Consider the following 18,528-nt stretch of genomic DNA (forward strand, 5'->3'; position numbering starts at 1 on the left):
CCCGTCGCGCGTGAGAGAAGCGCAGCGGGCTTCCAATCGCTAAAGCACTAACCGAGCGGCACCACGCTGCCCAGCAGAATCCGCACCAGCGTCGCCTGACGCGTCACACCTGTCTTCGAAAAAATCGCCCGCAAATGCGCGCGCGCGGTGTTCTTGCTGATGCCCAGTTCGTCGGCGGCTTCTTCCAGCGTCAAGCCGTTGGTCAGGAGCAACGCAAGCGACGTCTCCGCCGGCGTGAGATCGAACAGCTTGCGCACGATCTCCTGCGAACCCTGCGACTTGCGATCCGGATCGCGCAGAAACAGCACGGTCGCCGGGCGGCGCTTGTTGTCCTCCGACCAGTCCGAGAGCGGAATCGTGCGCACCAGCACGCCGAGTCTCGGCTTGTCGCAACCGCGTGTGATCGGCATGGCTTCGACGATCGGCGCGGCGGTGCCGAAATGGCCCATCAAGGCATGACGCACGAGGCGCTGCAGATTGCGGTTCTCCTGAGCGTCGGTGGCCTCGACATGGCCATGCACGATACGCAACCCGTTGGCCTGCGCGAGAATTTCATCGGCCACGCTGTTGGTGCGCATGATGGCCCCACTCTCGTCGAGCGTGACCGTGCCCACCAGCATCCGGTCGATTGCGCTCGCATACAGCGTGCGTTCCGATTCGACGATATCCAGCCGCGAGTGCAGCTCGACCGCGCGCCGCAAATGCGGCAGCAGGAGCGCGCAAAAAGCCTTGTCGCGTGCGGAAAAATGCGTCGCGTCATGACTGCGGCACACGCGAAAACGGCATTCCACGCCGGACTCCGTGCGCAGATCCGCGCCCATGATGTAGCGGATATCGGCTGGTTTCAGGAACTGCTTGTACAGCTCGCTGGTGAGCCAGCCGGTGTCGCCGAAAACTTCGTCGACCGTGACCACGCGATCGGCGGGCAAGCCGACGAACGGGTCGAGCGAATAGTAGTAGTTGTTGTACGACGCTTCGCCCGGCACGCCCGGCCCGGTTTCCGAAGCATGCACCATCAGGCCGCGCCGGTCGCTCGAAGGCGAACGCAGAATCAGCGTCGCGTAGCTCGCGCCGAGCGAGGTGCGGATCAGCTCGAGCGCACTGGCCCACGGCGTGGCTTCGAGCGGGCCCTGATAAATACGCGCGGCAAGTTCACTGAACTGCGCCACGCTCATGTCCGCGAGTTCGCCCGCGGACTGGCCCTCTTCAGGGGCCCATTTTGTCTCCATCAACACGCTCCGTCCTCCATGCGACTTTGCATCGCGACGCCAAGCTTACGGGGCGCTCCGGCTGTCGGCATCGGTGGAACTACTTAGCTGAGGGAAGTTTCGCTGAGCGTGCAAATGAACTCTCGTCCAATCGGACGATGTCCTTGTCACGGCGCCGCGCTTCAATGCAACCAGTGCTTACAGGCGTGGCCGTTCGCTCGCCGCGTGGCCCGCGCTCGCTGTGCAGTACCCGGTATTGCCGCTTTCATAACAGCCCTCTCAGGAGACCCGATGGCGCTCGATCCCCAGGCGCAGGCCGTGCTTGCCGCCTTCGCCGACATGCCCGCGCTCGACTTCACACAACTCAGCGCGCCCGCTTACCGCGCGATGATCGCTGCGGGCGGCGCTTTTGCACCTGGCGATAAGGTCGCGGTGGAAGAAGACTTGCTGATTCCCACGGCGAACGGTTCGATTGCCGCGCGTCTTTATCGGCCTCTACAGGCGGCCGCAAATGGCGGCGTCGATCGCGACGTATTGTTGCCGCTCACCGTGTTTTTTCACGGCGGCGGCTTCGTAGCCTGCGGGCTCGATACGCACGCGAACCTGTGCCGATGCCTCGCGCAACGGGCGCAAACCGTGGTGCTCTCGGTCGATTACCGGCTCGCGCCCGAAGCGCGCTTCCCGGCAGCCGCGCACGATGCGCTCGACGCCGTGCGCTGGGCCGCCGCCAATGCAGCCGATCTGCGCGTGCGCGCTGGTACGCTGGCTGTCGCCGGCGACAGCGCGGGCGGTAATCTCGCCGCGGTGGCAGCGCAACAGTTGCGTCATAGCGGAGTGAATATCGCGCACCAGTTGCTGCTTTATCCGGTGGTGGACTGCGCAACGGAACATCCGTCATATGAATCGATGGGTATTGGCTACTTCCTGGGCGCGGATCAGATGCGCTGGTTCAAGGACCAGTATTTCGACAACGGCGCCGATCGCGCGAATTCGCTCGCCAGTCCGCTCGCCGCAGCCGATCTGAGCGGCGTGGCGAGCGCCACCATTATCAGCGCCGAGTACGACCCGCTACGCGACGAAGCCGAACACTACGCGCAACGGCTCGCACAAGCCGGCGTGCTGACCACTCACATGCGCTGGCCTGGCCAGATGCATGGGTTTGCCAGCCTGCTCGGCGTGCTCGACGCCGCCGATCACGCAATCACTGCAGCCGCGCGCGCGTTGTATTACGCGCTGCATGTCGAGCCTTTCGTACTTCGTTGATCCGACCTGACATGACAGCATTGATTCGCCTCGCGGCCGAAGACGGCATCGCGACGCTCACGTTCGACCGCCCCGACGCCTTGAACGCTCTGAATGAAGCAATGGCGGCCGAACTGAACGCCAAGCTCACGCGCCTCGCCCATCACGACGAAATCCGCGCCATCGTCCTCACCGGCACCGGCAACGCCTTCATGGCGGGCGGCGATCTACAGGCCATGCGCGCCGCCCTCGATGCCCAACCGGCGGCCCGCGACCGCGCGATCGGCAAACTGGTGCGGCTCGCGCAAACCGTGGTCGAGACCATCACGAGTTCGCGCAAGCCCGTGATTGCCAGCATCAACGGCGCGGTCGCGGGCTTTGGTTTGAGCCTCGTGGCGGCCTGCGATCTGGCAATCGCGGCGCAACGCGCTACGTTCAAGTCGGCTTATGGCCGCATCGGCACCTCCCCGGACGGCGGCGCCACGTATATGCTGCCTCGCGCGCTCGGCGCGAGGCAAGCCGCACAGTGGCTGTATCTCGACGAACCTCACACAGCCGATGAAGCGCTGCGTGCCGGGCTCGTCAACTGGGTCGTAGCGGACGACGAACTCGTCACGGCCACACGCTCGCTGCTCAAACGCATGGGCGCGCTCGCGCCGGATGCCTTCGCACACACCAAAGATCTGTTGCTGCACGCGCCGCAGCGTAGCCTCGGCGAGCACCTGTACGCGGAACAGCGCAGCTTCCTGCACTGCACGGCCGGCGACGACTTCCGCGAAGGCATCGACGCGTTTTTCGGCAGACGCCCCCCCGTTTTCGGCTCCGGCGCACGCTGATGCCGTTTGTGTTCTTCACCCCGCACGGATCACCACGATGAAACTCGCCACCACCGACGAAATCGTCGCCGAACTGAAAGCCGGCCGCATGATCATTCTGGTCGACGAGGAAGATCGCGAGAACGAAGGCGATCTGCTGATCGCCGCCGATCACGTCACGCCCGAGGCGATCAATTTCATGGCGCGCTTCGGACGCGGCCTCGTGTGCCTGACGTTGAGCGCCGAACATTGCGAGCGGCTCAAGCTCACGCCGATGGCGCAACGGAACGGCACGCAATACGGCACCGCGTTCACCGTCAGCATCGAGGCCGCGCAAGGTGTGACCACCGGCATCTCCGCCGCCGACCGCGCGCACACGATTCGCACCGCGATTCACGCCGACGTGCGCGCCGAGCATCTGGTGCAGCCCGGTCATGTGTTCCCGATTGCCGCGCGCGCGGGCGGCGTGCTCGTGCGAGCCGGACACACCGAGGCGGGGTGCGATCTCACCGCGCTCGCCGGCCTCACGCCCGCCGCCGTGATCTGCGAGATCATGAACGACGACGGCACCATGGCGCGCCTGCCGCAACTGATCGAATTCGCCGAACTCCACAAACTGAAGATCGGCACCATCGCCGATCTGATCCACTATCGCAGCATCAACGAATCGCTCGTGGAGCGTGTTGGCGAGCGGCCGCTGCACACGCCGTGGGGACCGTTCCGCGCGATCCAGTATCGCGACACCGTGCGCGCTTCCACGCATCTCGCGCTGGTGCGCGGCAACCCGCTGCCCGAAGTGCCTGTGTTGACCCGCGTGCATGAATGTTTCTCGTTGCTCGATCTGCTCGATGCCGAGCCGTCCGCGCATTCGTGGCCGCTGCACGCGGCATTGCAAAAAATCGACGCGGCCGGATGCGGCGTGGCGGTGCTGCTCGATTGCGACATGCTTACCGACGCGAGCCGCAGTGCGCCGGGCGCAACCACTCGCAAAGATGGCCGCCTGTCGGGCATCGGCTCGCAGATTCTGCGCGACCTCGGCGTGCGCAGACTGAACGTGCTGTCGAGTCCATTCAGACTGCCGGCGCTTTCGGGCCACGACCTGGAAATCATGGCGTTCATTCCGCTGGGCGAAGCAGATCTCGACAATCCGCATGCGTTCGAATCCACGCCACGAAAGGTCGGCGTTCGTCACTCTTTCGCGCCGACAGAGGCAGGCACTCGCAACGCTTCGTCCGAACTCCACCCTACTTCCTGCTGACTCCACCATGACTGCACGGATACAACCCTACGTCGCCCTCGTCACCGGCGCGTCGCGCGGCGCGGGCAAAGGCATCGCCCTCGCGCTCGCGGCAACCGGCGCAACCGTCTACGTGACCGGGCGCACCCAACGCGAAGGCGACGCGCCGTTGCCCGGCACGGTGCACGCGACGGCAATCGAAATCGACAAACTGGGCGGCAAAGGCATCGCCCTGACCTGTGATCATGCCGACGACCAGCAAGTCGCCGAAGTCTTCGAACACATTCGCCATGCCAGCGGGCAGTTGGATGTTCTCGTCAACAACGCCACCACGTTGCACGATGAGCTGATCCGCCCCGCGCCGTTCTGGGAGAAGCCGCTCGAACTCGTCGACATTCTCGACGTCGGCTTGCGATCCGCTTATGTGGCGAGCTGGCATGCCGCGCAAATGATGGCCGCGCAGGGCAGCGGCTTGATCGCATTCACGTCGTCGTTCGGCGCGAGTTGCTATATGCACGGCGCGGCCTATGGCGCTCAGAAAGCGGGCGTCGATAAATTCGCCAAGGATATGGCCGTCGATCTGAAACCGTATGGCGTAGCCGCGGTATCGATCTGGATGGGCATGTTGCAAACGGAGCGCACCGCACGCGTGATCGCCGCGCATCCCGAGCAATATGCCGGGTTCAGCGAACTGGCGGAGACGCCGCAATTCACCGGGCGTCTGATCGACGCACTGTATCGCGATCCGCAACGGATGCAGAGGTCGGGCATGGTGCTGGTCGGCGCTGAGCTGGCTCACGAGTACGCCATCACCGAACTCGATGGACGGCAGCCGCCGTCGCATCGTGAAGCATTGGGCGGCCCGGTGCAGGCGCATCCGGCTATCGTTGCGTGATACATTGCCTTGGGCATATGCAGCGAGGTTCGATAGTGTCCATGCAAGCGCGGCATCGAACCAGGCCTCGTTGCGCTAGACACCGCTCACCACCATCGCGAACACGACCGCCGCGCCGCCTACCGCGCCGAGGAAGGTGAAGCATTGCTCGTCCGCGCCTGAATGGCGCGCCCACACCCGGCCTGCCAGCGCGGCCAGTCCGGTGATGCCGAGAAACAACGACAACGACGAGCCCGCCGTGCAAACCATGCCGGGAAATTCGTCGCTCCATGCGCACGCGTATAACTGCCGCACCGACACGCCAATCACGCCGATCGCCACCAGCAAACCGGCTACCAATCCATCGCGCTGAATTCTCGCTTTCATTTTGCCGCCCTCCTGCCTCATGCCTGTCTCCGTGCCTGTCCATGCTCGCGGCCTGAACGCCTGCCGCACGGCGCTTTTTCCGCAATACGGCGCGCCACGTTCGAGGCTGCGCCGCTTGCCGGCTCATACGGACATTGACGGTGATTCGGCGCGCGCGGGCATCGTCCGGACGGACTAAGGGGGATTGCGGAGGAAGTAAAACGAGGTTGCGCACGTGACGGCGCGCGCCGTCACGTCGGATCAACGCAGTAAGATCGACGTGGTGACGACTTTCACAAGACTTGTGGCTTACCCGTGGCCCAGGTGCCGATGATCTCTTCGATTGCGCGGGCCGCGCAAAGCAACGCCGCCTCGCCACGCGGCTTGCCGACGATCTGAATACCGACAGGCAGCCCGCTCGCGCTCATGCCGCACGGAATCGCGATGACCGGCATGCCGGTGAGCGTCAGCGCATAGGTGATGGCGAGCCAGTCGATGTAGGTCTCGAAGTGCTGGCCGACCGCGTCGCGGATATCGCGGGCTTCGACCGGGAATGGCAGCACGATCGAGGCCGGACAGATCAGCACGTCGTGGCGTTGCAACAGCGCATTCAGCTTGTAGAAGAGTTCCGCGCGCGTGCGCTGCGCCGAGCGCATCGCGCGGTTCTCCAACTGCAGACCGAACTCGATATTCCAGATCACGTTGGGATTCAGCACGTCGCGGTGCTGCGCCAGCACGTCTTCGTAGTTCGTCGCGTAGGCAATGCCGCGCAGTGTGTGGAACGCCTGCGTCGCCGCGCTCAGGTCGAGATCGCTTTCCTCGACGCTGACGCCATCCGTCGACAGCCGTTCCATTGTCTTGCGGCAGATCGCCAGAATTTCCGGCTCGACGGTGGCGATGCCGAGCCCTTTGCTGAACGCGACGCGCGCTGGGCGCTGTGGCCGGCGCGCATGGTCGAGGAACGAGGTCGCCGGCTCACGCAGCGACAACGGCGCGCCGTCGACTTCGCCGCACATCGCGTCGAGCAGCAGCGCCGCGTCGGTGACGTTGCGCGCCATCGGGCCGTGAATGCCGAGCGTGTCGTAGGGATTGGCGAGCGGTCCGTACGAGACGCGGCCCGGCGACGGGCGCATGCCGACCACGCCGCAGAACGCGGAAGGCGTACGCAGCGAACCCGCCAGATCGGAGCCCTGCGCGACCCACGCGGTGCCCGACGCGAGCGCGGCCGCCGCGCCGCCGGACGAACCGCCCGCTGAAAGCGCCGGGTTCCACGGATTGCGCGTCACGCCGAACACGCTGTTATACGTATGTCCGCCGGAGCCGAACTCCGGCGTGTTGGATTTTGCGTAGACCACGCCGCCGCGTGCTTCGAGCAAGGTCACGCCGGCGTCCGACGTTGCCGGCACGCGGTCGCGATAGACCAGCGAACCGCGCGTGGTGCGCACGCCCGCCACGTCGGTCAGATCCTTGATCGGCACGGGCAAGCCGCACAACAGGCCGCGCTCGGCCACGGGCTTTTTCAGCAGCGCATCGGCATGAGCGTGGGCGCGCTCGAAACACAGCGTGGGCAGCGCGTTGACCTGCGGCTCGACGCGCGCCACCTGCGCGGCGAGCGTGTCGAGCAGGTCGTGCGGACTCACCGCTTCCTCGCGCAACAGATCGACGACTTCGCACGCGCTACGCTCAATCAGACTGAGATCGACGGACATAATGGCTATCGGCTCCATGTTAGTGGTGTCCGAGAGTTTCGCATGACGAGCAGGCTATCAGGACTTGAGCCGATAACCCGTCTTGAAGATCCATGCAACGATCAACAGAAACACCGCCAGAAAAAGCGCGGTCATACCGAGGCTCACCTCGACATTCACGTCGGCGAGACCATAGAAGCTCCAGCGAAAGCCGCTAACCAGATAGACGATCGGATTGAACAGCGTCACGACCTTCCAGAACGGCGGCAACATATTGACCGCATAGAAACTGCCGCCCAGAAAAGTCAGCGGCGTGATGATCAGGAGCGGCACGAGCTGCAACTTCTCGAAGCTATCCGCCCAGATGCCGATAATGAAACCGAGCAGACTGAATGTGACCGCCGTGAGCACGAGAAACAGGATCATCCAGAACGGATGCTGCACTTGCAGCGGCACGAACAGGCCCGCGGTCGCGAGAATGATCAGCCCGAGCAGAATCGATTTGGTGGCCGCCGCGCCCACATAACTCACGACGATTTCCAGATACGACACCGGCGCCGAGAGCAACTCGTAAATCGTGCCGGTAAAGCGCGGAAAGTAAATCCCGAACGACGCATTCGAAATGCTTTGCGACAACAGCGACAGCATGATCAAACCCGGCACGATGAACGCGCCGTAACTGATGCCGTCGACTTCCTTGATGCGCGAACCGATCGCCGCGCCGAACACGACGAAGTAAAGCGAAGTCGAAATCACCGGCGCGATGATACTTTGCATCAGCGTGCGCCAGGTGCGCGCCATCTCGAACTTGTAGATCGCGCGAATCGCGTAGATGTTCATTGGTTACCTCGGAGCAGACTGACGAAGATGTCTTCGAGCGAACTTTGCGTGGTGTGCAGGTCCTTGAAGCGGATGCCGGCGTCATCGAGCGCCTTGAGCAGCGCGATGATGTCGGTGCGTCCGCCCTCGCCTTCGTAGGTGTAGATCAGCTCGTTGCCGCCCTTCGCGACGTCGAGCCCGTAGCCCGCGAGCGAGGCCGGCACTTGCGCGAGCGGGCTTTCCAGTTGCAGCGTCAACTGCTTCTTGCCGAGCTTGCGCATCAACTCCGTTTTCTCTTCGACCAGCATGATTTCACCGCCGCTGATCACGCCGATGCGGTCGGCCATTTCCTCCGCCTCGTCGATATAGTGCGTGGTGAGGATGATCGTCACACCGCTTGCGGCGAGCGAGCGCACCAGCTTCCACATATCGCGGCGCAATTCCACGTCCACACCGGCGGTCGGTTCGTCGAGGAACAGCACACGCGGTTCGTGCGAGAGCGCCTTGGCGATCAGCACGCGCCGTTTCATGCCGCCCGAGAGCGTGATGATCTTGCTGTCGCGCTTTTCCCACAGCGACAGGTCGCGCAACACCTTTTCGACGTAGGCCGGGTTTTTCGGCTTGCCGAACAGGCCACGGCTGAACGAGACGGTCGCCCAAACGGTTTCGAAGGAGTCGGTGGTCAACTCCTGCGGCACGAGGCCGATCAGCGAACGCGCGCCGCGATAGTCGGTCGCGATGTCGCGCCCGTCCACCGTCACGCTGCCGGCGCTAGCGTTGACAATGCCGCAGATGATGCTGATGAGCGTGGTTTTGCCCGCGCCGTTCGGCCCGAGCAAAGCGAAGATTTCCCCGCGGTTGATCGCCAGATTGATGTTTTTAAGGGCATGAAAACCAGTGGCATAGGTTTTCGACAAGTTCGTGACCGAGACGATTGGCTGCATGGAATCGACGATGGCAGACACCGTTGTTTGATTAGAGGGAGCGATGTTAAAGCGCAATCGCACCCGCAATGTAAAGGAAAGTGGGAAAGCGTGCAGCGTATCGCGGCAGTGCGCCGGGAAAGCGTAGGGCCGGGTCTGGGCACGAGGCGCGCCGTGGCGGCGTGGCGAAGCGCGCAAGCCGCCAGCTTTCGCTGCAGTGCAAAATAGTTCGGCTTCCAAATCGGTTTGGTCACGCGACGCCGGGAACGCCTCATGCTCGATGCCCAGCATGCTGCCGCGTCCGTCCCGGTCGAGCGAAAGGCTTACGCGAGGCACACCGCTTGCGCGGTCCATTACATGTGAGCGACAAGCGCTTGCGTAACATCAAACCGGCTCTATGGAGGTTGAACCATGAAACGCATTACCAGGACTATTTTTGCTTCGGCGCTCGTGATGGCTTTGTCGGGCGGCGCGTATGCGCAAGCCGGCGGTGGCGCCGGCGGTGCGGGTGGTGGCGCCGGCGGTGGCGGCACCGGTGTCGGTGCGGGCGGCGGCACGACCGGCGGCGCGGGTGGGACTGCCACACCGGGCGTGGGCGGCGGGTCGATGAAGAACCCGGGCGAGTCGGGCTACGGCTCGCCGGGTGTGACCGGCACCGGCGGCGGTATGGGCACCGGCACTGGGGCAACACCCAATAGCCCGTCGATGAACCGCTCGAACAGCGGCATGAGCAATGGCCTGAATAAAGGCACGAACAAAGGCATGAGCAACGGGACCGGCAATGGCATGAACAACGGTGCCGGCGGTACGATGCAGAACGGCCAGTAAAACAGGCTTTATTGGATTGACTGGTTCAGTTTCGACCGGGGCGGCGGCTTATGCAAGGCATCGCCGCCCTCTTTTTGAAGCGCAGATCACGCACGCGAGTCATTCCCCTCGCGAGGCATTTTTTCAAGAAGTGCCGCTCACGGCTCCGCGCAAACAAAACTACTGGCCTGATTCACATTGCCCTTGCCGATGTAGCGCGGAAACAGCGGATAGCGGCACAGCGGACGTGAGCGCCCGTTGGTCGCCGCCGCAATATCGGTTGCCGTCAAGGTCTCGGGCGATGTCCCCCGCGTCACCCAGTTATCGAGCGCACCCAGCAGATCGACCGACGGAATGAACACGCCGCTGCCGTGCTGAAATCCCGGCACCATGTACAAGCGCATGAAACTATTGACCTGGTCGATGCCGAACCGGTCGACCAGTTTGTCGTAATAGGCGATGGTCTGGTTCGGGCTGATGACTTCGTCGGCGAGGCCTTGCAGCGTGATGAGCTTGCCGCCGCGCGCGATATAGCGTGTGAGGTCGGGGTTCATCGCACCGATCGTCTGCGACAGCGCGATGAGTTGCGCGCGATATTTGCCGGGGTGTTGCGGGTCGAACCTGAGCGAGTCGAAGCCGGCGTCCCGTGCGACGAAGTAGCGGATATAGCCGTCGCCTTGCGCGAACAGGTAGCCATTGGCGAAGAAAGTCGGCACCTGCAGGCGCTCCGGCTGATGCGCAAGGCCGAGCAACCCGGTCAGATGCGTGCCCTGAAAAACGTTGTAGCCGCGGTAGCCGTCGACATCCCATGCCAGACGGTAGGGCAACGAGAGCCCGTCGCGCATTACGAGCAAGGTGGAAAGCTGCGCGTTCGTCAGGCATTCATCGTGCGACGGCGTGCGTCCGCCGCAGCGCAGCGAATCGATGATCTCGGCCTCGCGCTCACGGCACGCGGCGACATCGCTGACAATGCCGTCCGCCGCGCCGTCGAGCCGGTCGCACGCGGCGAGCGTGCGTTGATAGACGTGTTCGAGCAGCATCGGTGGAATGTAGCCGCCGGGCGTGCCGTATTCCGCTTGCCCGAGTTTCACGCCCAGCAGGCGCACGCCCGTAAAATTGAGCGCGGGCGAATTGGCGATCACACCGTCGTAGTCGTCGGGATAGCGCTGCATCACCGTGTAGCCTTCGCGGCCGCCGGTCGAGCCGCCTGCAAAATACATGCGCTGCGGCGGCCGGCCGTACGCACGGACAATCAGCGCAAGCGCGGCATCGTGCGTTTTCTTCAAATGCGCAAAGCCGAAGTTGGTGACCGCCTCGTCGACGAGGCCGAACACCGCGACCGATGAATCGCCGACATGCCCCGAGTCGTCGCCGAACGTCGCGTAGCCTTGCGCGAGCGGCGCGCGGTTCGGCGAGAACGGCATCACGCCTGTGCCGCTCACCACCACGCCGTTATATCCGCCGCCGCCGATCTGCAGCGCGCGGCCGTTCCAGCGGCGCGGCAGATTCAGATCGAAACGGATATCGGGCGTGGTGGCGTTGAACCCTTTGATGCGGCCGGTGATGCGGCAATACTCGCCGCCTTGCTGATTGCCGGGCGCGGTGGCGCTCACCATCGCCGCGCTCTCGATCTGCACGCCGGCGGTCGGCAACGCGATGAGTTCCGGCTGCAGAACGGCGCCCGCCAATTCCGCGCAGCGCATGGCGAGGGGCGCTTCCTTGAGCGCGGCGAGCGCCGGGTGAGCGGCAAGCCACAATATCGCGCCAACAACGTGGATGACCGCGCGCGAATCTCGCGCGAGACGCGCACGGCGCCGGCGCGACCTCATCCGTAACCCGCGCCATTGGCGACCGCCGCCGACTTCTGCACTTTCCAGCCGTTCCAGCCGCGCGCGATCATCAGCACGGCGCCGATCGCGACGAGATCGCCGCCCAGTCCGATCAGCACGCCGCGAAAGCCATGAAACATATGCGGCGTCGCCGTATCGACGATCAGCGAAACCAGTGTGCCCGCAACAAAACACACGAGTCCCGTGCGACCGACGGTGACCACGGCAGGCAGCCGCCGCGCGAGCCACGCGATGCTGCCCATGCGCACGAACTGCGCGGCGAGCCAGGCGATGACGATGAAGTTGATCACGCGGTCAGGAGACAGATTCTGTTTAAACGCGCCGGGCAAAGGTTGCGTCAGCACGAAAAGTTTGACGACAGCGAACGCCAGCACGGCGACCACGGCGACTCGCGTGAACCAGCGCGCGGTACGGGTTGCGTGAAAGCGCTCGCTGATGGGCTGCACCCGGCAAACAATTCCGAGTACGAACATCAGTTGCCATGCAAACGGATTAAAAGCCCAGTCGGCCACGTCGTCAATGCTGAATAATTCGGCCAACGGCCGGGCCAGCGCCCAGATCAGCAAGCTCAGGCTTACCGCCGTGAGCGACGAACGCCGCGCCAGCGGCACCGCGAACGGCACGCTGAGCGCGAAGATCACGTACATGGGCAACACGCTCGACAGATAAGGCTGGCGCCGCAGCAGCATGATATCGAACGCTTCGCGTAGCGGTTGAACCGCGAAAGGCTGCCAGCCGGTCAGGTCGACCATGGGACGGTTCAGATTCAGCGTGGCGAGAATGGCGCCGGACAGCAGCGTCAATACCGCCGTCAACAGATAGGCACGGTAGATTTCCCAGCAGCGCCGCACGAAGCGCATCTTCGCCGCGGTCTCGCCGCGGCCCGCGAGCACCGCCGTGTACGCCGCCGCCGACGCATAGCCGCCGAGAAACACGAACACTTCCGCTGAATCGCACAACGCGTAGGCATGCAGCATCAGATGCGACAGCGCGCTGCCCGGAATGTGATCCAGCACGATGACGATCAGCACGACGCCGCGGAAGAAGTCCACTTCGATCGAACGCCCTCCAGGGGGACTTCCACCGGGGCGGCCGCGAAGGGTTTCCATTCAGGTTCTCGCAGGAGAGACGCACGCATGCAGCGCGTCGTGTTTCGTAGGAACACCGTGACAATAAAACGTTCCCAGCGAGCCTGCGCGGTCCGGCCGCGCGCGCTGACAACCCGCCTCTAATTTCAAATCGCGTGGCGGCGATTTGAAATTCCGTTGTCGGCATGCGGTAATACTGAGTCATCACGTCTTCAGTTCGCGGCAAGATTTGCGGCATTAATTCGCCCTCTGGGCATGCGCTCGGTAATCCGCGCGGAAAATAAATCGCTGGATGCGCTACGAGATTTTTTTTGCTTTTTTTCATCGTAGGATGGTTTCATGCACGCCCGCCGGAGCGCACGCGTTTCGCGCGATGCCACCTTTCGACGGCGGCCACTCATGTGGACCGGACACGCGGCCGGCCGATCCGCGATCGGCCGGCACGCCAAGCGTCATTGCGACGCCTTCTACTCGCCACGGCCGACCCGAGCGTCACCGATGCGCGCCGGTCCTTCCACTACCGCCCAGAACGGCTGCGCCGCGCGCGCCGCCTTCGCACTGGAAGACGACCACATGAACCACAGAATTGCCGGCTTCGACGGATTGCGCGCGATCGCAGTCCTGATGGTATTTTTTCAGCACCGCCTGTTCGGCGACATCGGCGAGATCGGTCATCTCGGCGTGTGGATCTTTTTCGCGCTGAGCGGTTTTCTGATCATCGGCATTCTTGCCGCGCAACGCACGCGCATTGAAAGCGGCGCCAGTCGATTCGGCGCTGAATTGAAGCGCTTTCTGTTTCGCCGCACCCTGCGCATTTTTCCGATTTACTACCTGATGCTGGTCGTGATGTGCGTGCTGATGCCATTCGGCATCGCGAGTCCCGAACTGGCGAGCGGCATGCCGTTTCATTTCGCCTATCTGTCGAATATCTGGATCGGCTCCGTGCTGCACTATTGGCCAGGGCGCTACTCGCATTTGTGGAGCCTTGCGATCGAAGAGCAGTTTTATCTCCTGTTCGCGCCGCTCCTGCTGCTGCTTGCCACACGCCGGCATCGCGCGGTGTGTCTCGCGATCGTCGCGGCCGGGCTCGGTTCGCTGCTCGCCATGCGCGCGGCGCACTGGCAGGAAATCACCATCTACACGCACCCGCTGACGAACTTCTGGTTGCTGGCGTTGGGCGGCATTGGCGGCTTGATGATCGCGGGGCAAACGAGCTGCTTGCGAGGCTGGCTCGGGCACGGAGTAACGCTCTTCGCGCTGAGTCTCGCGCTGGTGGGCTTCTGCGCGACCGAACCGATGTGGAGCGAGGTGGACAGCTCGCTGCTGTTCACCCTGGTCAGTGCTTCGTACGGCGTGTGCATCGCGGCGTTGGTGTGCTCGATTGCCTGCTGCCGCAACGCCGTCGTGATCGGCCTGCTGGAAACGGGCTGGCTGGTGAGCTTCGGGCGAATCAGCTATGGCTTTTACCTCTATCACAACCTGATCCCCGACCTGACTCGCAACCATCACGCCGCGGCGCTCTTCGGCGGCACGATGCCTGTGTGGGCGCACGTCGTTGGCATCGCCGGGTCGTTCGTCATTTCGCTCGGCATGGCGATGCTGTCGTGGCGCTTGATCGAAGAGCCGATCCTTCGTTTGAAGACGCGGCCTGCGCCGGCGGCGGCCACGACGCCCGCTTCCGCGTACACGCCGGCGCCAGCGCCCTCGCGGCGTGAGCGGGCGGAGCATTCGTCGAGGAACGAGAGCGCCGCATCGGACGCGGTCTGACGCCACCCGCGCATTACGTTTTGCCTGCATACGGCTCAAGCGAGAGCACGGTATCATGCGGCCTCACTGAGCCGGCTGCTTCGATCTTGCGTGACCCGCGGACACCGAACTGGCCGAACGATAACAACAAGCCACCGCCCGTGCGCTGTCCGGTCGATCCGACCCGCGCGGCCGGCTCGCGGTTTCCAACACGCGCTGTCCAACCATGTCTCATTTCACTTTTGCCGGCGGCGTGCTTGGCGCGGGCCTGCAGGCGCTCAACCTCTACGCGTTGCTCGGCATCGTTGCCGCGCTCCTGCTGGGCGGCATGGTCAAGGGCGTGGTCAGCATCGGCGTGCCGCTCGTGGCCATGCCGATCCTGAGCCACTTCCTGCCGATCAAGGAAGCCGTTCTTCTGCTGTCGATGCCGATCATCCTCGGCAATATCCCGCAGGCGCTGGAAGGCGGCGAACTCCTGCCGACCGTCAGGCGCATCGCCGCGCCGCTGATCGGCACGGTGATCGGCAACATCGTCGGCGTGACCGTATTGATTTCGCTGGCGCCGCATCGCGCGCAAGCGGCCGCCGGCGCCTTGCTGATGATCGCGGCCTTGCTGTTGCTCGCCTCGCCGCGGCTGACGCTCTCGCCGACCTGGGCCAAGCCGGCTGGGTTCGTACTGGGATTCGGCGCGGCGCTGATGGAAAGCATTGCTTCGGTGCCGGGCCCCTTGCTCGCGATGTATCTGATCGCCACGGGCGCGACGGGCAAAGCATTCACGAAGCAGATTGCCATCATTCTGGTGGTGTCGATCATCACGCTCGTCGCGACGTTCAGCGGCGGAGCGCATGCCAGTTGGACGGACCTGGCCATCTCCGCCTGCGCGAGCGTGCCGGTGATCGCGGGCATGCTGCTGGTGCGCCCCTTGCGCGATCGCTTGCCGCCCTCCGCATTCCGGATTCTGGTGCTGGTGTTCGTGGTGGCCGCCGCCGCGCAGATGATCTGGAAATCCGGCGTCCTATAAGGATTGGGCCGTTAGCGCGCGTTCGAAATGGGCCGTGGTACGCGCATTGCTGCGCAACGGTGTACCCCAATCAACCGGAGAGCCCGTCGTGGCAACCATGGCCAATTCCCCGAACGAGCAAGAGCACGAGCCCGCGCGCCAGCCCGAGGAAGACCCCGGCAGGCCGCCCACCGAGGTTTCCAAACCGATCGGCGATGCAATCCCCACGCCGGTCGAACCGGGTCTCGATCAACCGCTGCCGAAAAAAGGCGAAACGCCGCCGCCCAGTGACGAAGACGACGGCGAGGCACTGGGCGACACCGACACGCCTCCGGGTGTGCCAGAGCCCGGCCCATCGGATTTCGCGTAGCTAGTGCGGCCAAAAAAAGCGGCGCCATGACTGGCGCCGCCCATTGTTCGCGATCGACGCAATCCGTCGATCATCCGTTCAGGCCGCTTCCGGCTCGTGAACGATCTTCAGCGCGCTCTTGTGCTCCTTGATCAACCGGTACACGGTTTCGCCGGGCACGGTTTCCTGCTCGAGCAATTCGTCCGCAATTGCGCGCAGCACCGGCTCGTACGCATGCAGCAAGCCGTAACACAGTTCGTTCAATTCCTTGAGCAGCACATTCGCGTGCTCGATGGCGCTCTTCATTTGCAGACCCGCGTACTGCGACGGCAGCGCCGCAAGGCTGAACAGATCGCCGTCGCTGTTGAAACCGAATTTCGACACCATGTCGAGGCTGATACGCGACGCTTCCTGCAGATCAGAAGCGGCGCCGCTCGATGCTTCGGAGAACGTCAGAATTTCCGCGTTGCGGCCGCCGAGCAAAACCTGGATTTCGTTGCGGATCTCGGTCTCGCGATACAGGTGCTTGTCCTGCGCTTTCGTGATCAGCGCCACACCGAGTGCGCCGCCGCGCGGCAAAATCGTGACCTCTTCCAGCACGCCCGTGCCGAGTAGCGCGGCGACGAGACCATGCCCCGCTTCATGCACCGCGATACGCGTGCGTTCGTCTTCGCTCAATGCACGCTCGGCGCCGCTCACGTCGCCGATCCGCGCAATCTTGATCGCCTCCATGAAATGCTTCGAGGTGATTTCGGTGTCGCCCGCCTTACGCGCGACGAGCCCCGCCTGATTCACCACCATCGCGACCGTTGCCGGCGACAAACCCGTGGTCAGCCGCGCCAGTTGATCGTAGTCGATGTCGGCGGCTTTCGACTTCAGTTTCTCCGCGTAGAAACGGAAAATCTTCGCGCGGTCTTCGCGATCGGGCAAACGGACCTGCACGGTGCGATCGAAGCGGCCCGGCCGGCGCAATGCCTCGTCCAGATTGTCGGGGTGATTGGTCGCCGCGACAATGATCACGCCTTCGTTCGAAGCGAAGCCATCCATTTCCGCCAGCAGTTGATTGATGATGCGATTGCTCTCGGCTTCGACCGGACCGCTGCCCGTATCCGTGCGCTTGGCGAGCCCGTCGGCTTCGTCGATGAAGATCACGGTGGGCGCATTCTTGCGCGCCAGTTCGAACAGATGCTTGACCTTCTGGATGCCAACGCCGTAATACTTCGCGCTGAAATAGCTGCCCGTGATCGAGATGAAGTTCGCGCCGCACTCGCCGGCCAGCGCCTGCGCAAGCCGCGTCTTGCCGACGCCCGGACCGCCCACCATCAGAATGCCGCACGGCGCGCGCACGCCCATCGAGGTGAATTGTTTCGGGTCGGACAGATAGCCGCGAATGTCCGCGAGCGCCGCCTTCGCTTCGCCCGCGCCGATCACGTCGTCGAAACGCAGTACGGGCGCCCTCGCGAGCAGCGTGGCGCCACCGCGCATTTCGCGGCGCATGAACCACACCATGCCGCCAACCAGCAGCAGCGGCAGCAGCACGCTGACGGCGTCGCGCACCTGGTCGAACACCTGCACCCAGCGCGAGCCACCGGTTGGAATGTCCGCATCGGGAAGCCAGACGAGTTGGTAGGCGGCGGCTTCGTCGGCCTTCGGCTCGCCGAGCAGCAGCGCATGCGAGAACGTCGCGTTGTGGTCGGTGACGAAGTACTTCGTGCCGTCGCGCTTCGAGATCAGTATCGCGTTGGGACTGACGCCGATCGCGGCAACCTTCGCGTCGTGAATATCGCGCAGCATTTGCGAGGCGTCTTTTTCTTCGTGCGTCCATGCCGAGGAATCGTGGCGCATCTGGCTCGCGACACCGGTCAGCGCAGGCGCGACCTGCGCCGCGCGCTGCTGGTAATGCCACACGCCGAACGCGAGCAGCACTGCGATTAGCGCGGCCGCCACCGAGATGGCGATCTTGCGCGTGCGTCTTTTACCAAGCGAATTGTTTCCCGGCTTCATGAGTCACTTCCAAAAACGGGCTCAAAGCGAGCCCCGATACTTATCAAAGTTCAGATGGGCAGAGGTTGGCGGAGGGGAATCGACTGATGCGACACCAATGCATAACCGGAAGACAGGACAGCCAACCATACGTCCCTTTTAGCAACGTGCACACGGCCAGTATGCCGTGCCGCCGCTTCTTCCAAATCGCAGAAAAGGCCTAGTTCTACCGTCTATCCGGCGTTTTCGAGCCGCCGGATTTTGGGGAGCGAGCGCTGAGTGCAGCGCGCTACAACAGTGCTCCGGCGCACAGTTTATCAGCGCTAAATTCATTGCGTATTCAACATATCTACTATTAACCGCTCCCTATTTAAAAGCGGTCAGAATTACTGAATATCAGCTTGTCGCGCGAGACTATCCTCCGACAAAAAATAGCCGCTGCGACAACGCTCATCTCCATCTACTCTGAAAAGACCGCTGCGGATGTAGGTTCGATGCGGCGGGTCGCACAATCTTGTGCACACCGCCGCGCG

At 63.6% G+C, this 18,528-nt stretch carries 17 protein-coding genes; 8 read left to right on the forward strand and 9 right to left on the reverse strand.

What is annotated here, in order from left to right:
- Positions 1-47: 47 nt before the first annotated feature.
- Positions 48-1,229 carry a helix-turn-helix transcriptional regulator gene (locus tag ACFSNN_RS02210; protein ID WP_134463341.1) on the reverse strand — a complete coding sequence of 394 codons (1,182 nt, stop codon included), beginning with the start codon at positions 1,227-1,229 and terminating at the stop codon, positions 48-50.
- A gap of 270 nt (positions 1,230-1,499) precedes the next feature.
- Here ACFSNN_RS02210 and ACFSNN_RS02215 point away from each other — a divergent pair, with 270 nt between their 5' ends.
- The 4 genes from ACFSNN_RS02215 to ACFSNN_RS02230 are packed head-to-tail and all read left to right on the forward strand — an operon-like array spanning position 1,500 to position 5,397.
- Positions 1,500-2,471, forward strand: coding sequence for an alpha/beta hydrolase (locus ACFSNN_RS02215; RefSeq protein WP_134463339.1), 972 nt, complete (start codon positions 1,500-1,502; stop codon positions 2,469-2,471).
- 11 nt (positions 2,472-2,482) lie between these two features.
- Positions 2,483-3,286 (forward strand): enoyl-CoA hydratase/isomerase family protein, encoded by an 804-nt coding sequence (locus ACFSNN_RS02220; RefSeq protein WP_134463337.1) that lies wholly within the window; start codon positions 2,483-2,485, stop codon positions 3,284-3,286.
- A gap of 37 nt (positions 3,287-3,323) precedes the next feature.
- A complete protein-coding gene (gene ribBA / locus ACFSNN_RS02225; protein ID WP_134463335.1) occupies positions 3,324-4,523 on the forward strand; it encodes a bifunctional 3,4-dihydroxy-2-butanone-4-phosphate synthase/GTP cyclohydrolase II in 1,200 nt (399 codons plus the stop codon).
- Positions 4,524-4,530: 7 nt separating this feature from the next.
- The gene (locus tag ACFSNN_RS02230) at positions 4,531-5,397 is read left to right on the forward strand and encodes an SDR family NAD(P)-dependent oxidoreductase (protein WP_134463333.1); all 867 of its coding nucleotides are present in this window, start codon (positions 4,531-4,533) and stop codon (positions 5,395-5,397) included.
- Positions 5,398-5,472: 75 nt separating this feature from the next.
- On the opposite strand, the gene ACFSNN_RS02235 is transcribed toward ACFSNN_RS02230, so the two are convergent.
- The 4 genes from ACFSNN_RS02235 to ACFSNN_RS02250 all read right to left on the reverse strand — a co-directional run bounded on the left by ACFSNN_RS02235 (position 5,473) and on the right by ACFSNN_RS02250 (position 9,193).
- The gene (locus ACFSNN_RS02235; RefSeq protein ID WP_134463331.1) at positions 5,473-5,763 is read right to left on the reverse strand and encodes a hypothetical protein; all 291 of its coding nucleotides are present in this window, start codon (positions 5,761-5,763) and stop codon (positions 5,473-5,475) included.
- Between the two features lie 272 nt (positions 5,764-6,035).
- Positions 6,036-7,451 carry an amidase gene (locus tag ACFSNN_RS02240; RefSeq protein ID WP_134463329.1) on the reverse strand — a complete coding sequence of 472 codons (1,416 nt, stop codon included), beginning with the start codon at positions 7,449-7,451 and terminating at the stop codon, positions 6,036-6,038.
- Between the two features lie 57 nt (positions 7,452-7,508).
- Positions 7,509-8,270, reverse strand: a complete 762-nt coding sequence (locus ACFSNN_RS02245; protein WP_012427884.1) for an ABC transporter permease — start codon at positions 8,268-8,270, stop codon at positions 7,509-7,511.
- Positions 8,267-9,193: an ABC transporter ATP-binding protein gene (locus ACFSNN_RS02250; protein WP_134465581.1), complete on the reverse strand. Its 927-nt coding sequence runs from the start codon at positions 9,191-9,193 to the stop codon at positions 8,267-8,269. The genes ACFSNN_RS02245 and ACFSNN_RS02250 overlap by 4 nt, the downstream gene beginning before the upstream one ends.
- Positions 9,194-9,583: 390 nt before the next feature.
- Here ACFSNN_RS02250 and ACFSNN_RS02255 point away from each other — a divergent pair, with 390 nt between their 5' ends.
- Entirely contained in the window at positions 9,584-10,000 is a 417-nt protein-coding gene (locus tag ACFSNN_RS02255; protein ID WP_166799358.1) for a hypothetical protein, read from the forward strand.
- Between the two features lie 137 nt (positions 10,001-10,137).
- Here the strand turns inward: ACFSNN_RS02255 and ACFSNN_RS02260 are convergent, their stop codons facing one another.
- The 3 genes from ACFSNN_RS02260 to ACFSNN_RS02270 form a co-directional block, all read right to left on the reverse strand.
- Positions 10,138-11,808 carry a tannase/feruloyl esterase family alpha/beta hydrolase gene (locus tag ACFSNN_RS02260; protein ID WP_134463325.1) on the reverse strand — a complete coding sequence of 557 codons (1,671 nt, stop codon included), beginning with the start codon at positions 11,806-11,808 and terminating at the stop codon, positions 10,138-10,140.
- Positions 11,805-12,938 (reverse strand): OpgC domain-containing protein, encoded by a 1,134-nt coding sequence (locus ACFSNN_RS02265; RefSeq protein ID WP_134463323.1) that lies wholly within the window; start codon positions 12,936-12,938, stop codon positions 11,805-11,807. The genes ACFSNN_RS02260 and ACFSNN_RS02265 overlap by 4 nt, the downstream gene beginning before the upstream one ends.
- 191 nt (positions 12,939-13,129) lie before the next feature.
- On the reverse strand, positions 13,130-13,258 hold the full coding sequence (locus ACFSNN_RS02270) for a hypothetical protein (RefSeq protein WP_279631173.1): 129 nt from the start codon (positions 13,256-13,258) through the stop codon (positions 13,130-13,132).
- Between the two features lie 232 nt (positions 13,259-13,490).
- Here ACFSNN_RS02270 and ACFSNN_RS02275 point away from each other — a divergent pair, with 232 nt between their 5' ends.
- The 3 genes from ACFSNN_RS02275 (at position 13,491) to ACFSNN_RS02285 (ending at position 16,033) form a co-directional block, all read left to right on the forward strand.
- Entirely contained in the window at positions 13,491-14,684 is a 1,194-nt protein-coding gene (locus ACFSNN_RS02275) for an acyltransferase family protein (protein ID WP_134463321.1), read from the forward strand.
- Between the two features lie 205 nt (positions 14,685-14,889).
- Positions 14,890-15,684 carry a sulfite exporter TauE/SafE family protein gene (locus ACFSNN_RS02280; protein ID WP_012427890.1) on the forward strand — a complete coding sequence of 265 codons (795 nt, stop codon included), beginning with the start codon at positions 14,890-14,892 and terminating at the stop codon, positions 15,682-15,684.
- Positions 15,685-15,772: 88 nt separating this feature from the next.
- Positions 15,773-16,033: a hypothetical protein gene (locus ACFSNN_RS02285; protein ID WP_134463319.1), complete on the forward strand. Its 261-nt coding sequence runs from the start codon at positions 15,773-15,775 to the stop codon at positions 16,031-16,033.
- Positions 16,034-16,111: 78 nt separating this feature from the next.
- Here ACFSNN_RS02285 and ACFSNN_RS02290 read toward each other — a convergent pair whose 3' ends face one another.
- Positions 16,112-18,016: an AAA family ATPase gene (locus ACFSNN_RS02290; protein ID WP_134463317.1), complete on the reverse strand. Its 1,905-nt coding sequence runs from the start codon at positions 18,014-18,016 to the stop codon at positions 16,112-16,114.
- Positions 18,017-18,528: the final 512 nt, after the last annotated feature.

The organism is Paraburkholderia dipogonis, assembly GCF_042680985.1.
GTDB classification, from domain to species: domain Bacteria; phylum Pseudomonadota; class Gammaproteobacteria; order Burkholderiales; family Burkholderiaceae; genus Paraburkholderia; species Paraburkholderia phytofirmans.

What these genes read in the sequence shown, in the direction of transcription:
- ribBA (WP_134463335.1), top strand. Translation starts at nt 3,324, where the DNA reads ATGAAACTCGCCACCACCGACGAAATCGTCGCCGAACTGAAAGCCGGC.
- ACFSNN_RS02245 (WP_012427884.1), bottom strand. Translation starts at nt 8,270, where the DNA reads ATGAACATCTACGCGATTCGCGCGATCTACAAGTTCGAGATGGCGCGC.
- ACFSNN_RS02260 (WP_134463325.1), bottom strand. Translation starts at nt 11,808, where the DNA reads ATGAGGTCGCGCCGGCGCCGTGCGCGTCTCGCGCGAGATTCGCGCGCG.
- ACFSNN_RS02290 (WP_134463317.1), bottom strand. Translation starts at nt 18,016, where the DNA reads ATGAAGCCGGGAAACAATTCGCTTGGTAAAAGACGCACGCGCAAGATC.
- ACFSNN_RS02280 (WP_012427890.1), top strand. Translation starts at nt 14,890, where the DNA reads ATGTCTCATTTCACTTTTGCCGGCGGCGTGCTTGGCGCGGGCCTGCAG.
- ACFSNN_RS02215 (WP_134463339.1), top strand. Translation starts at nt 1,500, where the DNA reads ATGGCGCTCGATCCCCAGGCGCAGGCCGTGCTTGCCGCCTTCGCCGAC.
- ACFSNN_RS02270 (WP_279631173.1), bottom strand. Translation starts at nt 13,258, where the DNA reads ATGAAACCATCCTACGATGAAAAAAAGCAAAAAAAATCTCGTAGCGCA.
- ACFSNN_RS02275 (WP_134463321.1), top strand. Translation starts at nt 13,491, where the DNA reads ATGAACCACAGAATTGCCGGCTTCGACGGATTGCGCGCGATCGCAGTC.
- ACFSNN_RS02235 (WP_134463331.1), bottom strand. Translation starts at nt 5,763, where the DNA reads ATGAAAGCGAGAATTCAGCGCGATGGATTGGTAGCCGGTTTGCTGGTG.
- ACFSNN_RS02265 (WP_134463323.1), bottom strand. Translation starts at nt 12,938, where the DNA reads ATGGAAACCCTTCGCGGCCGCCCCGGTGGAAGTCCCCCTGGAGGGCGT.
- ACFSNN_RS02255 (WP_166799358.1), top strand. Translation starts at nt 9,584, where the DNA reads ATGAAACGCATTACCAGGACTATTTTTGCTTCGGCGCTCGTGATGGCT.
- ACFSNN_RS02230 (WP_134463333.1), top strand. Translation starts at nt 4,531, where the DNA reads ATGACTGCACGGATACAACCCTACGTCGCCCTCGTCACCGGCGCGTCG.
- ACFSNN_RS02250 (WP_134465581.1), bottom strand. Translation starts at nt 9,193, where the DNA reads ATGCAGCCAATCGTCTCGGTCACGAACTTGTCGAAAACCTATGCCACT.
- ACFSNN_RS02240 (WP_134463329.1), bottom strand. Translation starts at nt 7,451, where the DNA reads ATGTCCGTCGATCTCAGTCTGATTGAGCGTAGCGCGTGCGAAGTCGTC.
- ACFSNN_RS02220 (WP_134463337.1), top strand. Translation starts at nt 2,483, where the DNA reads ATGACAGCATTGATTCGCCTCGCGGCCGAAGACGGCATCGCGACGCTC.
- ACFSNN_RS02210 (WP_134463341.1), bottom strand. Translation starts at nt 1,229, where the DNA reads ATGGAGACAAAATGGGCCCCTGAAGAGGGCCAGTCCGCGGGCGAACTC.